11 protein-coding genes are annotated in these 13949 nt (G+C 66.2%); 10 read left to right on the top strand and 1 reads right to left on the bottom strand.

The window, feature by feature from the left end; all coding sequences use genetic code 11:
* The first annotated feature begins 148 nt into the window (after nt 1-148).
* The 3 genes from rpsA to uvrB all read left to right on the top strand — a co-directional run bounded on the left by rpsA (nt 149) and on the right by uvrB (nt 4481).
* The gene (rpsA, locus tag ACLD0U_RS07590) at nt 149-1603 is read left to right on the top strand and encodes a 30S ribosomal protein S1 (protein WP_179410560.1); all 1455 of its coding nucleotides are present in this window, start codon (nt 149-151) and stop codon (nt 1601-1603) included.
* A gap of 106 nt (nt 1604-1709) precedes the next feature.
* Nucleotides 1710-2324, top strand: coding sequence for a dephospho-CoA kinase (gene coaE, locus ACLD0U_RS07585; protein WP_179410561.1), 615 nt, complete (start codon nt 1710-1712; stop codon nt 2322-2324).
* A gap of 78 nt (nt 2325-2402) precedes the next feature.
* Nucleotides 2403-4481 (top strand): excinuclease ABC subunit UvrB, encoded by a 2079-nt coding sequence (gene uvrB / locus ACLD0U_RS07580; RefSeq protein ID WP_179410562.1) that lies wholly within the window; start codon nt 2403-2405, stop codon nt 4479-4481.
* Between the two features lie 9 nt (nt 4482-4490).
* On the opposite strand, the gene ACLD0U_RS07575 is transcribed toward uvrB, so the two are convergent.
* Complete coding sequence (locus ACLD0U_RS07575; RefSeq protein WP_179410563.1) at nt 4491-4733, bottom strand: hypothetical protein; 243 nt, start codon at nt 4731-4733, stop codon at nt 4491-4493.
* 45 nt (nt 4734-4778) lie between these two features.
* Between ACLD0U_RS07575 and ACLD0U_RS07570 the strand changes: the two genes are divergently transcribed.
* The 7 genes from ACLD0U_RS07570 (at nt 4779) to gap (ending at nt 13949) form a co-directional block, all read left to right on the top strand.
* Entirely contained in the window at nt 4779-5222 is a 444-nt protein-coding gene (locus ACLD0U_RS07570) for a MarR family winged helix-turn-helix transcriptional regulator (protein ID WP_179410564.1), read from the top strand.
* 48 nt (nt 5223-5270) lie between these two features.
* Entirely contained in the window at nt 5271-8168 is a 2898-nt protein-coding gene (gene uvrA / locus ACLD0U_RS07565) for an excinuclease ABC subunit UvrA (RefSeq protein ID WP_410340219.1), read from the top strand.
* Nucleotides 8168-10102, top strand: coding sequence for an excinuclease ABC subunit UvrC (gene uvrC / locus ACLD0U_RS07560; RefSeq protein ID WP_410340218.1), 1935 nt, complete (start codon nt 8168-8170; stop codon nt 10100-10102). Before uvrA ends, uvrC begins: the two co-directional genes overlap by 1 nt.
* Nucleotides 10102-10989, top strand: a complete 888-nt coding sequence (gene rapZ, locus ACLD0U_RS07555) for an RNase adapter RapZ (RefSeq protein WP_206551169.1) — start codon at nt 10102-10104, stop codon at nt 10987-10989. The genes uvrC and rapZ overlap by 1 nt, the downstream gene beginning before the upstream one ends.
* A 99-nt stretch (nt 10990-11088) precedes the next feature.
* Nucleotides 11089-12069, top strand: coding sequence for a DNA-binding protein WhiA (gene whiA / locus ACLD0U_RS07550; protein ID WP_179410567.1), 981 nt, complete (start codon nt 11089-11091; stop codon nt 12067-12069).
* A 142-nt stretch (nt 12070-12211) separates the two neighbouring features.
* The gene (locus ACLD0U_RS07545; RefSeq protein ID WP_179410568.1) at nt 12212-12838 is read left to right on the top strand and encodes a superoxide dismutase; all 627 of its coding nucleotides are present in this window, start codon (nt 12212-12214) and stop codon (nt 12836-12838) included.
* 100 nt (nt 12839-12938) lie between these two features.
* Nucleotides 12939-13949 carry a type I glyceraldehyde-3-phosphate dehydrogenase gene (gap, locus tag ACLD0U_RS07540; protein WP_179410569.1) on the top strand — a complete coding sequence of 337 codons (1011 nt, stop codon included), beginning with the start codon at nt 12939-12941 and terminating at the stop codon, nt 13947-13949.

The following is a 13949-nucleotide window of genomic DNA, read 5'->3' as shown; positions in this document are numbered from 1 at the left end:
CGCCCGGCTTCTGATAATCTGAAGTGTCACTCGTGGGGTGCGCCTGCGTGCCCGCGTGACATCGCAATCCACATCCAACCGCATCGTGAGCATATCGGCTTGCCGGCTCCCGACGCCCGATCTTCCATTCACAAGGACAACCCACTACATGACTAGCGCAACGACCGCCCCGGCCACCAAGCAGGTCGCGATCAACGACATCGGATCTGCCGAGGACTTCCTGGCCGCGGTCGAGAAGACCATCAAGTCTTTCAACGACGGCGACATCATCGAGGGCACGATCGTCAAGATCGACCGCGATGAGGTTCTGCTCGACGTCGGCTTCAAGACCGAGGGTGTCATCCCCTCCCGCGAGCTCTCCATCAAGCACGACGTCGACCCCAACGAGGTCGTCGCCGTCGGCGACCAGGTCGAGGCCCTCGTTCTCCAGAAGGAGGACAAGGAAGGCCGTCTGATCCTCTCCAAGAAGCGTGCGCAGTACGAGCGCGCCTGGGGCGACGTCGAGAAGATCAAGGAGAACGACGGCGTCGTCACCGGCACCGTCATCGAGGTCGTCAAGGGCGGCCTCATCGTTGACATCGGCCTCCGTGGCTTCCTCCCGGCATCGCTCATCGAGCTGCGCCGCGTCCGCGACCTCACGCCGTACCTGGGTCAGGAGATCGAGGCCAAGATCCTCGAGCTCGACAAGAACCGCAACAACGTGGTGCTGAGCCGCCGCGCTCTGCTGGAGCAGACGCAGTCGGAGTCGCGCACGACGTTCCTCAACAACCTGCACAAGGGTCAGGTTCGCAAGGGTGTCGTCTCGTCGATCGTCAACTTCGGTGCGTTCGTCGACCTCGGCGGCGTCGACGGTCTGGTGCACGTCTCGGAGCTGTCTTGGAAGCACATCGAGCACGCTTCCGAGGTTGTCGAGGTCGGCCAGGAGGTCACCGTCGAGATCCTCGAGGTCGACCTGGACCGCGAGCGCGTCTCGCTGTCGCTGAAGGCGACGCAGGAGGACCCGTGGCAGGTCTTCGCCCGCACGCACGCGATCGGTCAGATCGCACCGGGCAAGGTCACCAAGCTGGTTCCGTTCGGTGCGTTCGTCCGCGTCGCAGACGGCATCGAGGGCCTCGTGCACATCTCGGAGCTCTCCAGCAAGCACGTCGAGCTGGCTGAGCAGGTCGTGTCGGTCGGCGAAGAGGTCTTCGTCAAGGTCATCGACATCGACCTCGAGCGTCGCCGCATCTCGCTGTCGCTCAAGCAGGCCAACGAGTCGGTCGACCCGCACGGCACCGAGTTCGACCCGGCTCTGTACGGCATGCTCGCCGAGTACGACGAGAACGGCGAGTACAAGTACCCGGAGGGCTTCGACGCCGAGACCGGTGCGTGGAAGGACGGCTTCGACGCCCAGCGCGAGGCATGGGAGCAGGAGTACGCTGCAGCCCAGGCTCGCTGGGAGGCGCACAAGGCCGCCGTCCTCAAGGCTGCCGAAGAAGAGGCCGCTGCAGGCGACGACTTCGGTGCTGCGCAGTCGTTCACGAGCGACTCCGGCGCCGGCACCCTCGCCGACGACGAGGCTCTCGCCGCTCTGCGCGAGAAGCTCTCGGGTGGCAACAGCTGAGCATCCGCTCCGTGAGTAACGGGCCGTCACCTCGCCTTCGGGCGGGTGGCGGCCCGTTCCGCGTTCCGGGACGCGCGTCCCGCCACCGGCGTGGGACACTGGGCGGATGCCACTCATCGCCCTGACCGGAGGCATCGCCTCAGGCAAGTCGACCATCGCCCGCCGTTTGGCCGAGCACGGTGCCGTTATCGTCGACGCCGACCAGATCGTGCGCGACGTGCAGTCACCCGGTTCCCCGGTGCTTGCTGCCATCGTCACGGAGTTCGGGTCGGGGGTGATCGAGCACGATGGCGCGCTGGATCGTGCGGCGCTGGGCGAGCGCGTCTTCGGCGATGACGAGGCGCTGGCCCGGTTGAACAGCATCGTGCACCCCGCGGTGCGTGAAGAGTCCGCGCGTCGCTTCGCCGCCGCTTTTGCTGCCGATCCGGAGTCTGTCGTGGTCTACGACGTGCCTTTGCTGGTCGAGGCCCGTGTCGATGACCCGTGGGACCTGATCGTGTTGGCGGACGCGCCCGCCGAGCTGCGGATCCGGCGTCTGATCGAGTTGCGCGGAATGGCTGAGGAAGCGGCCCGCGCTCGTGTCGCAGCGCAGGTGCCGGATGCCGCCAGGCGCGCGATCGCCGATATCGTCGTGGACACGTCGGTGTCGCTGGAGGAGACCCGGCGTCAGACGGACGACGTCTGGGCACGCCTTGCCGTCCACGAGCCGCGAGGTCGGTAAGGGGCATCACCTGGCGAGTGCACAGGTAGCAGGCTGACCGCCGGCACGGATGTCGGTCGCTCCTCGTAGGCTTGAGGGATGCAACCCACGCGCAGTGTCCGCCCCTTCGAGGTCGTCAGCGAGTACATGCCCGCCGGCGATCAGCCGCAGGCCATCGCTGACCTCGCCGCGCGCATCAATGCCGGCGAGACTGACGTGGTCCTGCTCGGCGCGACGGGAACGGGAAAGTCGGCGACGACCGCCTGGCTCATCGAACAGGTGCAGCGACCGACGCTGGTGATGGCGCACAACAAAACGCTCGCCGCGCAGCTGGCCAACGAGTTCCGAGAACTCATGCCGCACAACGCCATCGAGTACTTCGTCAGCTACTACGACTATTACCAGCCCGAGGCCTACGTTCCGCAGACCGACACCTTCATCGAGAAGGACTCGTCGATCAACGCGGAGGTCGAGCGGCTGCGGCACTCGACGACGAACTCGCTGCTCAGCCGCCGAGACGTCGTGGTCGTGTCGACGGTGTCGTGCATCTACGGCCTCGGTGCGCCCGAGGAGTATCTGCGAGCCATGGTGGCGCTGCAAGTAGGGGAGCGCTACGACCGCGACGCGCTGATCCGTCAGTTCATCTCGATGCAGTACAACCGCAACGACGTCGACTTCTCGCGAGGCAACTTCCGGGTACGCGGCGACACGATCGAGATCATCCCGGTGTACGAAGAGCACGCGATCCGCATCGAGTTGTTCGGAGACGAGATCGAGGCGCTCTACTCGTTGCATCCGCTCACCGGCGATGTCATCGCCAAGCTCGACGCCGTGCCGATCTTTCCCGCTTCGCACTACGTAGCCGGTACGGATGTCGTTCAGCGTGCCATCGGCACGATCGAGGCCGAACTCGAGCAGCGGCTGGCCGAGCTCGAGCGGCAGGGCAAGTTGCTCGAAGCCCAGCGACTGCGCATGCGCACCACTTTCGACATTGAGATGCTGCAGCAGCTGGGATTCTGCAGCGGGATCGAGAACTACTCCCGGCATCTCGATGGGCGGGAGGCGGGGGAGCCCCCGCACACGCTGCTCGACTTCTTCCCCGATGACTTCCTGCTCGTCATCGACGAGTCGCACGTGACCGTGCCGCAGATCGGAGCGATGTACGAAGGAGACGCCTCGCGCAAGCGCACGCTCGTCGAGCACGGCTTCCGGTTGCCCAGTGCCATGGACAACCGCCCATTACGCTTCGACGAGTTCAAGAACCGGGTCGGGCAGACCGTGTACCTGTCGGCTACGCCGGGCAAGTACGAGATGGGGATCGCCGACGGTGTGGTCGAGCAGATCATCCGACCCACCGGGCTGGTCGACCCCGAGATCATCGTCAAGCCCTCCAAGGGGCAGATCGATGATCTTCTCGAAGAGATTCGGACGCGTGTCGAGCGGGATGAACGCGTACTCGTCACCACGCTGACAAAGAAGATGGCCGAGGAACTGACGGACTTCCTCGGTGAGCACGGTGTCCGCGTGCGCTACCTGCACTCGGACGTCGACACGTTGCGCAGAGTGGAACTGCTCACCGAGCTGCGGGCCGGCGTCTACGATGTGCTCGTCGGTATCAACCTGTTGCGCGAGGGCCTCGACCTGCCCGAGGTGTCGTTGGTGGCGATCCTGGACGCCGACAAAGAGGGCTTCCTGCGGTCGGGCACCTCGCTCATCCAGACCATCGGGCGCGCGGCGCGCAACGTGTCGGGTCAGGTGCACATGTACGCCGACAACATGACCGACTCGATGCGCAACGCCATCGACGAGACCGAGCGCCGTCGCGAGAAGCAGATCGCCTACAACAAGGCCAACGGAATCGATCCGCAGCCGCTGCGCAAGCGCATCGCCGACATCACCGAAGTGCTCGCGCGTGAGGCCGCCGATACGGCGGACATGCGCGCGGGGCGGGGCAAGGGCAACAAGAGCGGCAAGGGCAAGTCGCCCACACCGAACCTGCGCCGCGAGGGGATCGCGGCCGAGGGCGCGATGCAGCTCGAGGAGACGATCGCCGATCTCTCGGACCAGATGCTCGCCGCTGCCGCAGAACTCAAGTTCGAGCTCGCAGCACGGCTCCGCGACGAAGTGCAGGACCTCAAGAAGGAGCTACGGGCCATGGAGCGCGCGGGCCACGCGTAGTGGTTCCCGTCAGGGGCAGTGCATCAGAGGCTTGGGCCCGCTGCGGTCGATCTCGTGCTTGTTCATCGGATTGCCGCACAGCGGGCATCCGCGCTCTGCGCGTTCCTCTGCACTGGGCGGCGGGGTCGCCTCATACGGGCCGACCGACGCGGGGCCCGCGAAGCGGATCAGGTTCGTGTTGAACCATGCGTAAAGACCGCCCGCCTCGCGGATGCGGGTGCGCAACGGGACGTGGGTGGGATCCTCAGCCATGTTCCTTAGTGTACTAATGATTAGGGTTCCTCGTATCATCGGAGAATGACCAGCGATGATGAACTGCTGCGGCTGGAGAACCAGCTGTGCTTCGCGATGGTGACGGCGGCGCGCAACGTCGTGGCGATCTACCGTCCGATTCTTGAGCCGCTCGGGCTTACGCACCCGCAGTACCTCGTGATGCTCGCGCTGTGGGAGAGCTCGCCGCGCTCGCTTAACGAACTCGCCCATGCGCTGGCACTGGAGCCCGCCAGTGCGTCGCCGCTCGTCAAGCGCCTGGAGAAGGACGGGCTCGTGCAGCGAACGCGCAGTGCGGCGGACGAGCGTCGCCTCGACATCGGCCTGACCGAGGAGGGGCGCGCTCTGCGCGAGCGTGCGGTGGAGGTTCCGCGCGCCGTCATGGCGCAGGTCGGCGCCGATATCCCGACGGTCACCGCGCTGCGGGACGCGCTGCGCCCGTTCGCCGGTCCGGCTCCGACCAGCCGCTGATCCGCACCAGAGCGCCGCCATGTCGGTGGCCGCTCCTAGACTTGTCTGGTGCCCATCGTTCCTGTCGTCCCATCCACGAAACTCAGCGTCCGCGGTGCCCGCGTGCACAACCTCAAGGACGTCGATCTCGACATCCCGCGCGACGCACTCGTCGTCTTCACCGGGCTGTCCGGCTCCGGAAAGTCGAGCCTTGCGTTCGACACGATCTTCGCCGAGGGACAGCGCCGCTACGTCGAGTCGCTGAGCGCGTACGCGCGTCAGTTCCTCGGTCAGGTGGATCGCCCGGACGTCGACTTCATCGAGGGGCTCAGCCCGGCGCTGTCGATCGACCAGAAGTCGACGAACCGCAACCCGCGTTCGACGGTCGGCACGATCACCGAGATTCACGACTACATGCGCCTGCTGTGGGCGCGCATCGGCATCCCGCACTGCCCCGAGTGCGGGGAGCGCATCCAGCGGCAGACGGTGCAGCAGATCGCCGATCAGCTCATGGCGTTGCCCGAGCGCACGCGCTACCAGATCGTCGCGCCCGTCGTCACGCAGAAGAAAGGGGAGTTCGTCGACCTCTTCAAAGAGCTCGGTGCCAAAGGGTACTCCCGCGCGATCGTGGACGGCGAACTGATCCAGCTCGCCGAGCCGCCCAAGCTCAAGAAGAGCTACAAGCACGACATCGCTGTTGTCGTGGACCGGCTGGTGGCATCCGGCGACATCCTGGGGCGGGTCACCGACTCGGTCGAGACGGCGCTCGGTCTGGCCGGCGGTATCGTGCGGATCAACTTCGTCGATGAGGAGGGCGATGCCGCGTGGCAGTCCTTCTCTGAGAAGCTGGCCTGTCCGAACGCGCACCCGATCACCCTGACCGAGATCGAGCCGCGCACGTTCTCGTTCAACGCGCCGTTCGGTGCCTGCCCGGCCTGCACCGGACTCGGCACCCGAATGTCGGTAGACGTCGACCTGATGCTCGGTGACGAGGAGCTGTCGATCCGTGAGGGCGTGATCCTGCCGTGGACGACGCAGGGCAAGGGCCTGTTCCAGTATTACGAGCGTCTGCTCGACGGACTCGCTACCGACCTCGATTTCTCGCTCGACACCCCGTGGAACCAACTGCACTCCGAGGTGCGCGAAGCCGTGCTGCGCGGCGACAACTACAAGGTGAGCGTCAAGTGGAAGAACCGCTACGGCCGTGAGATGCGGTACACCTCAGGATTCGAAGGCGTCGTGCCGTACATCGAACGGCAGTACATGCAGGCGGAGTCCGACACGCAGCGCGCACGGTGGGGGGAGTACCTGCGCGAGGTGCCGTGCCCGGTCTGTGACGGGGCGCGTCTGAAGCCCGAGGTGCTCGCAGTCAAGGTGCACGGGCACTCGATCGCCGAGGTGTCGTCGCTGAGCCTGGCCGATGCCAGCACGTTCATGCACACCCTGGAGCTCACCGGCCGTGAGGCAAGGATCGCCGCGCAGGTGCTGCGTGAGATCCGACTCCGATTGGATTTCCTGCTGCAGGTGGGTCTCGCGTATCTCAACCTCGGGCGCTCTGCCGGGTCGCTGTCGGGTGGCGAAGCGCAGCGCATCCGCCTCGCCACTCAGATCGGCTCCGGACTCACCGGCGTGCTCTACGTGCTCGATGAGCCCTCGATCGGCCTGCATCAGCGCGACAATCGTCGACTGATCGAGACGCTCCTCAAACTGCGTGATCTGGGCAACACCCTGATCGTCGTCGAGCACGACGAAGAGACGATCGAAGCCGCCGACTGGGTTGTCGACATCGGACCAGGGGCCGGCGTCAACGGGGGAGCGGTCGTCCACTCCGGCCCGTACTCGTCGCTGCTCGAAGAGGGCGAGTCGATGACGGGTGACTACCTCGCCGGTCGTCGCGAGATCGCCGTGCCGGCAAAGCGTCGCAAGATCGACAAGAAGCGGATGCTGAGTGTCGTCGGCGCGAGGGCGAACAACCTCAAGAACGTCACGGCCGACTTCCCGCTCGGCGTGCTCACGGCGGTGACCGGTGTGAGCGGGTCGGGCAAGTCCTCGCTGGTCAACGACATCCTCTACCAGGTGCTTGCCGGACGGCTGAACGGTGCGCGCACCGTACCGGGCAAGCACACCCGGGTCACGGGTCTCGACAACCTCGACAAGGTCGTGCACGTCGATCAAGCACCGATCGGACGCACTCCGCGATCGAACCCGGCGACTTACACCGGCGTGTTCGACCGCATCCGCACGCTGTTCAGCGAGACCCCCGAGGCCAAGGTGCGCGGATACCTGCCCGGCAGGTTCAGCTTCAATGTCAAGGGTGGGCGCTGCGATGCCTGCTCGGGTGACGGCACGATCAAGATCGAGATGAACTTCCTGCCCGACGTGTACGTGGACTGCGAGGTGTGCCACGGCAAGCGCTACAACCGCGACACGTTGGCCGTTCACTACAAGGGCAAGAACATCGCCGAGGTGCTCGAGATGCCGATCGCTGAGGCGGCCGAGTTCTTCGAGCCGATCCAGGCGATCCACCGCTACATGAAGACGCTCGTCGATGTCGGTCTCGGGTACGTGCGGCTCGGGCAGGCGGCAACGACCCTGTCCGGCGGCGAGGCGCAGCGCGTCAAGCTCGCCACCGAGCTTCAGCGACGCAGCAACGGCCGCAGCATCTACGTGCTCGATGAGCCGACCACCGGTCTGCACTTCGAAGACGTGCGCAAGTTGCTCGAGGTGTTGGGTGGGCTGGTCGACAAGGGCAATACCGTGATCGTGATCGAGCACAATCTCGATGTCATCAAGTCGGCTGACTGGGTGATCGACCTCGGGCCGGAGGGCGGCTCGGGTGGCGGCCAGATCATCGCCACCGGAACCCCTGAACAGGTCGCGCGCGTCGACGAGAGCCACACCGGCCAGTTCCTCGCCGAGATCCTCACCCCGGGGGCGAGCGGATCCGGCGTGCGCAAGGCGGGCTGATGGCCGACGTCCTGCCCTACAAGCCGCGGGCGGGCGAGATCCCGACCGATCCCGGGGTCTACCGATTCCGCGATGCGGAGGGGCGTGTGCTCTACGTCGGTAAGGCGAAGAACCTGCGCCAGCGCCTGTCGAACTACTTCGCGCCGCTGCACACGTTGCATGAGCGCACTCGGCGGATGGTGACGACGGCCGCATCGGTCGAGTGGACGGTCGTCGCCACCGACGTCGACTCGCTGCAGCTGGAGTACATGTGGATCAAAGAGTTCGATCCGCCGTTCAACGTGCGGTACCGGGATGACAAGTCGTACCCGTTCATGGCGGTGACGCTCGCCGATGAGGCGCCGCGCGTGATGGTCACGCGCAACCGGCGCATCCCCGGGGCTCGCTACTTCGGCCCCTACCCGAAGGTGTGGGCGGTGCACGAGACCATCGATCTGATGGTCAAGGTGTTCCCGATCCGTACGTGCAGCGATGCGAGCTACCGGCGCGCGATGCAGACCGGCCGCCCGTGCTTTCCCGGGCAGATCGGCAAGTGCGGCGGCCCCTGCTCGATGACGGTGACGATCGACGAGCACCGCGCCATGGTCGACGACTTCGTCGCCTTCATGGCGGGTGGTGACGAGCGCTTCACGCGCGATCTGACCAAGCGGATGCTGGCGGCCTCGGCCGCGATGGACTACGAGGCGGCCGCGAAGTACCGCGACAAGCTCTCGGCCATCGAGGCTGTACTCAGCAAGAGCGCGCTGGTGCTGCCCAGCGATGAGGACGCTGATCTGCTCGGCATCGCCGAGGACGAGCTCTCGGCGGCCGTGCATCACTTCGTCATCCGCGGCGGACGCGTGCGTGGCGTGCATTCGCTCACGGTCGACAAGGAACTCGACATCGGCGGAGGCGAACTGGTCGACCAGGTGCTGCAACGGGTCTACGGCGAGTCGAGCGACATCCCGCGTCGTGTTCTCGTCCCGGAGCTGCCCGACGATGCCGCTGAGCTCGAGCAGTGGCTGCGTCAGCGGCGCGGTCGTCGGGTGGAGTTGGCAGTTGCCCGGCGAGGACAGCGAGCCGATCTCATGCGTACCGCAACGCTCAACGCCCAGCAGGCGCTGTTGCGCCACAAGACGCGCCGCACCAGCGATTATGTCGCGCGCACGCAGGCGCTCACCGACTTGCAGGAAGCGCTCGGCATGGACGAGGCGCCGCTGCGCATCGAGTGCTTCGACATCTCGCATCTGGGCGGAACCAACGTCGTCGCCTCGATGGTGGTCTTCGAGGACGGGTTGCCGCGCAAGGACCAGTACCGGTCGTTCAACATCGCTGAGACCACCGACGACACGGATTCGATGTACCAGGTGCTCATGCGGCGCCTGGCCCGCGTCGAGAACGGTGCTCCGGCCGACGACGCAGGCATAGACGATCCGCCGGCCGCCGGGGAACGCCCCAAACCGCGCTTCGCCTACCGGCCGCAGCTGCTCGTCGTGGACGGCGGCAAGCCACAGGTGCAGGCCGCGGCGCGCGCACTGCGCGACAGCGGGCGCGCCGAGATCGCGGTGTGCGGCATCGCCAAGCGTCTGGAGGAGATCTGGATCCCCGACGATGACTTCCCGGTCATCCTGCCGCGCACGAGCGAGGCGCTGTACCTGATCCAACGGTTGCGTGACGAGGCGCATCGATTCGCGATCACGCACCAGCGGCGTCGGCGCCGGCGCGACATCCAATCGGTGCTGAGCGAGGTCCCCGGTCTCGGTGCGGCGCGGATCAAGGCGCTGCTCACTCACTTCGGATCGGTCGCGAAGCTGAAGGGGGCCGCACCCGAGCAGATCCAGGAGGTGTCGGGGCTCGGGCCTTCGCTCGCGGCAGCCATCCACGCACACCTCGGCGGCGAAGCCGGCGCCGGAGTGGATAGGCTGGAATCCAGCGATAAGGAAACCGGAGCATGATGGCCGAACCAGCCGACCAGCCCCAGCAGGAGGGCGAGTTCCTCATCGTCACCGGCATGTCCGGTGCGGGGCGCACGACCGCAGCCAACGCACTAGAGGATCTCGGCTGGTACGTCGTGGACAACCTCCCGCCGCAGATCCTGCGGCCCTTGCTCGAGCTCACAGACATGGGTGCGGGGAACCTGCCCAAGATCGCCGCTGTCGTGGACGTGCGGGGTCCTGGCCTCTTCGATGATTTCCCCGACGTCGCTCGTGCTCTGCGGGGGCGCGGCAGCGTGAAGGTGCTGTACCTGGATGCGTCCGACGACGTCCTGGTGCGCCGATTCGAGTCGGTGCGTCGCCCGCACCCGTTGCAGAGCGACGGCACGCTGCTCGATGGCATCCGCGCTGAGCGTGCACGACTCGCGCCCATCCGTGAGTCGGCCGACCTGCTGATCGATACCTCGGCGCTCAACATCCACCAGCTCGCCACCCAGGTCTCGGAGATGTTCTCGGAGGAGGGCGCTGCGCGCCACCGCGTCACCCTGCTGAGCTTCGGGTTCAAGTACGGACTGCCCACCGACGTCGACCATGTCGCCGACATGCGTTTTCTGCCCAATCCCTTCTGGCAGGAGGAATTGCGCGCGTTCACGGGCAAGGACGCCGACGTGCGCGACTACGTGCTGTCCCGGCCGGGCGCCGCGGAGTTCCTCGACGCCTATACGCAGACGCTCCGGCCGGTGCTCGAGGGGTACCAGCGTGAGAACAAGAGCCATTCGACGATCGCGATCGGCTGCACGGGCGGAAAGCACCGGTCCGTGGCGATGGCCGAGGAACTCGCACGTCGGCTCGCGGATACGCCTGGCGTCGCCGTGAACGTGCGACACCGCGATCTTGGTCGGGAGTAGCGAGTCTCCGGCTGAAGGTCGCACAGTGTTCGGACGCGCGGCCTTGTAAGCTTGTCCTTTGCGTCGGCGATCCGACGCATTGGATCGTTAAGGAGTCCCGTGGCCCTCACCACCGACGTCAAGGCTGAGCTTGTCAGCATCCGCAATGCACCCCCGACGGTGCGCGTCGCGGAGGTGACAACCATTCTGCGCTTCGCCGGTGGGCTGCACTCGATCGCAGGTCGCGTCGCTGTCGAGGCGGAAGTGGATGCTGAGACGTTGGCCAAGCGCGTCACCCGCGACCTTGCCGAGATCTACGGCGTGCGTCCGGAGGTTGCGCAGGTCAAGGCGAGCTCCTCGGGCGGTGACGGTGCGCGCTGGGCCGTGCGTGTGATCGGCGCGGGGGAGACGCTGGCGCGCCAGACCGGTCTGCTCGACGCGCGACGCCGACCGGTGCGCGGCCTTCCCAATCGCCTCACCACGGGATCGCCGGAAGAGCTCGGGGGCATCCTGCGCGGCGCCTTCCTCGCCGCGGGAACGCTCAGCGAGCCGGGCCGTTCGGCGATGCTGGAGTTCTCCTGCCCCTCGGGCGAGGCCGCCATGGCTCTGGTCGGTGCCGCACATCGGCTGGGCATCGCCGCCAAGGCCCGCGAGGTGCGCGGCCTTCCGCGCGTTGTCGTGCGCGAGGGGGAGTCCATCCAGAAGATCCTCACCGTCATGGGTGCGCGCCGCACCGCCGTCTCCTGGGAAGAGATGCGTCAGCGCCGCGAGGTGCGCGCCGGTGTGAACCGCCTGGTCAACTTCGATGACGCCAACCTGCGCCGCTCGGCGCAGGCTGCCGTCGCCGCATGCGCACGCGTCGAGCGTGCGCTGCAGATCCTCGGCGACGAGGTTCCCGATCATCTGCGCATGGCGGGCAACCTGCGCCTGGCGCACCGGGATGCGAGCCTCGACGAGCTCGGCCACCACGCCGAACCGCCCCTCACGAAGGACGCGGTCGCCGGTCGGATCCGACGCCTGCTCGCAATGGCCGACAAGCGCGCCCAGCAGGAGGGCATCCCCGGTACCGAGGCCGCCGTTCCCGTCGGCATCGACGACTGACTCCCGCTCGGGCAACGGGAAGGAACCGGCCTGGGACGCTGTTGCCGTCAGTAGGATGAGAGACGTCCGCCCCTGCGGCGCACTTCGGCATCGCAGGTAATCGGTAAGCGCCGCGGCGCGGCGCGGATTGGATGAAATCGACATGGCGATCTACACGCTTCCCGACCTCCCCTACGACTTCGCGGCCCTCGAACCGCACATCAGCGGCAAGATCATGGAGCTGCACCACGACAAGCACCACGCGGCCTACGTCGCAGGTGCGAACGCGGCGCTCGAAGGCCTCGCCGAGGCACGCGAGAGCGGCAACCTCGCGAACGTCAACAAGCTCGAGAAGGACCTGGCCTTCAACCTCGGTGGCCACGTCAACCACTCGATCTTCTGGACCAACCTCTCGCCCGAGGGCGGCGGGCAGCCCGAGGGTGAGCTGAAGGCAGCCATCGACGAGTTCTTCGGCTCGTTCGAGAAGTTCCAGGCGCACTTCGCAGCGGCAGCAGCCGGCATCCAGGGGTCGGGCTGGGCCGTGCTCAGCTGGGACCCGATCGGTGCCCGCCTGATCATCCAGCAGCTGTTCGACCAGCAGGCCAACACCGCTCAGGGTACGGTCCCGCTGTTCCAGCTCGACATGTGGGAGCACGCCTTCTACCTGGACTACCTGAACGTCAAGGCCGACTACATCAAGGCCGCGTGGAACATCGCGAACTGGCAGAACGTTGCGCAGCGCTTTGAAACAGCGCGTGAGAAGACCTCCGGACTGCTGGTACTGTCGTAAAACATGGGCGTCCTGATGGGCGAAAAGCCCATCAGGACGCCGTTGTCCGCGTTATCGGCGAGATTCTCGCATTTCCTTGATTAAGAACCAGGAGACTTTCGTGTCTGTCAAGATCGGTATCAACGGCTTCGGTCGTATTGGAAGAAACTTCCTCCGCGCAGCGCTCGCACAGAACGCGGACATCGAGATCGTCGCGGTCAACGACCTCACCGACAACGCCGCGCTCGCGCACCTGCTGAAGTACGACTCGGTCGGCGGCCCCCTGGGCGTCGAGGTCTCGCACGAGGGTGACGTCATCACCGTCGGTGGCAAGGCCATCAAGGTCTTCGAAGAGCGCGACCCCGCCAACCTCCCCTGGGGCGAGCTCGGCGTCGACATCGTCATCGAGTCGACCGGTCGCTTCACCAAGGCAGCCGACGCGGGCAAGCACATTGCCGGCGGTGCGAAGAAGGTCATCATCTCGGCACCGGGTACCGATGTCGACGGCACGTTCGTCGTGGGTGTGAACGAGGACTCGTACGACCCGGCCGCGCACAACATCATTTCGAACGCTTCGTGCACCACGAACTGCCTCGCCCCGCTGGCGAAGGTCTTCAACGACAAGTTCGGCATCCAGCGCGGCTTCATGATGACCGCCCACGCGTACACCGCCGACCAGAACCTGCAGGACGGCCCGCACAGCGACCTGCGTCGCGCCCGCGCTGCCGCCGTCAACATCGTTCCGGCATCGACCGGCGCAGCCAAGGCCATCGGCCTGGTTCTGCCCGAGCTCAACGGCAAGCTGAGCGGCTCGTCCTACCGCGTGCCCGTGCCCACGGGCTCGATCGTCGACCTCACGATCGTCTCCGATCGTGACGACCTCACCGTCGAAGAGATCAACGCCGCGTACCGCGAGGCCGCTGCCGACGGACGCCTCGAAGGCATCCTGCAGTACACCGAGGACCCGATCGTCTCCAGCGACATCCAGCTGAACCCGCACTCGTCGATCTTCGACGCCGAGCTGACCAACGTCAGTGGCAACCTCGTCAAGGTCTCGAGCTGGTACGACAACGAGTGGGGCTACTCGAACCGTCTGGTCGACCTCACCGAGTACGTCGCAGAGCGTCTCTGA

This window comes from Microbacterium sp. 2216-1 (genome assembly GCF_046507855.1).
Classification (GTDB): domain Bacteria; phylum Actinomycetota; class Actinomycetes; order Actinomycetales; family Microbacteriaceae; genus Microbacterium; species Microbacterium esteraromaticum_C.
This window is presented reverse-complemented; position numbering and strand designations above follow the sequence as displayed.

What these genes read in the sequence shown, in the direction of transcription:
- uvrC (WP_410340218.1), top strand. Translation starts at nt 8,168, where the DNA reads ATGGCCGACGTCCTGCCCTACAAGCCGCGGGCGGGCGAGATCCCGACC.
- coaE (WP_179410561.1), top strand. Translation starts at nt 1,710, where the DNA reads ATGCCACTCATCGCCCTGACCGGAGGCATCGCCTCAGGCAAGTCGACC.
- uvrB (WP_179410562.1), top strand. Translation starts at nt 2,403, where the DNA reads ATGCAACCCACGCGCAGTGTCCGCCCCTTCGAGGTCGTCAGCGAGTAC.
- rpsA (WP_179410560.1), top strand. Translation starts at nt 149, where the DNA reads ATGACTAGCGCAACGACCGCCCCGGCCACCAAGCAGGTCGCGATCAAC.
- ACLD0U_RS07570 (WP_179410564.1), top strand. Translation starts at nt 4,779, where the DNA reads ATGACCAGCGATGATGAACTGCTGCGGCTGGAGAACCAGCTGTGCTTC.
- ACLD0U_RS07545 (WP_179410568.1), top strand. Translation starts at nt 12,212, where the DNA reads ATGGCGATCTACACGCTTCCCGACCTCCCCTACGACTTCGCGGCCCTC.
- ACLD0U_RS07575 (WP_179410563.1), bottom strand. Translation starts at nt 4,733, where the DNA reads ATGGCTGAGGATCCCACCCACGTCCCGTTGCGCACCCGCATCCGCGAG.
- rapZ (WP_206551169.1), top strand. Translation starts at nt 10,102, where the DNA reads ATGGCCGAACCAGCCGACCAGCCCCAGCAGGAGGGCGAGTTCCTCATC.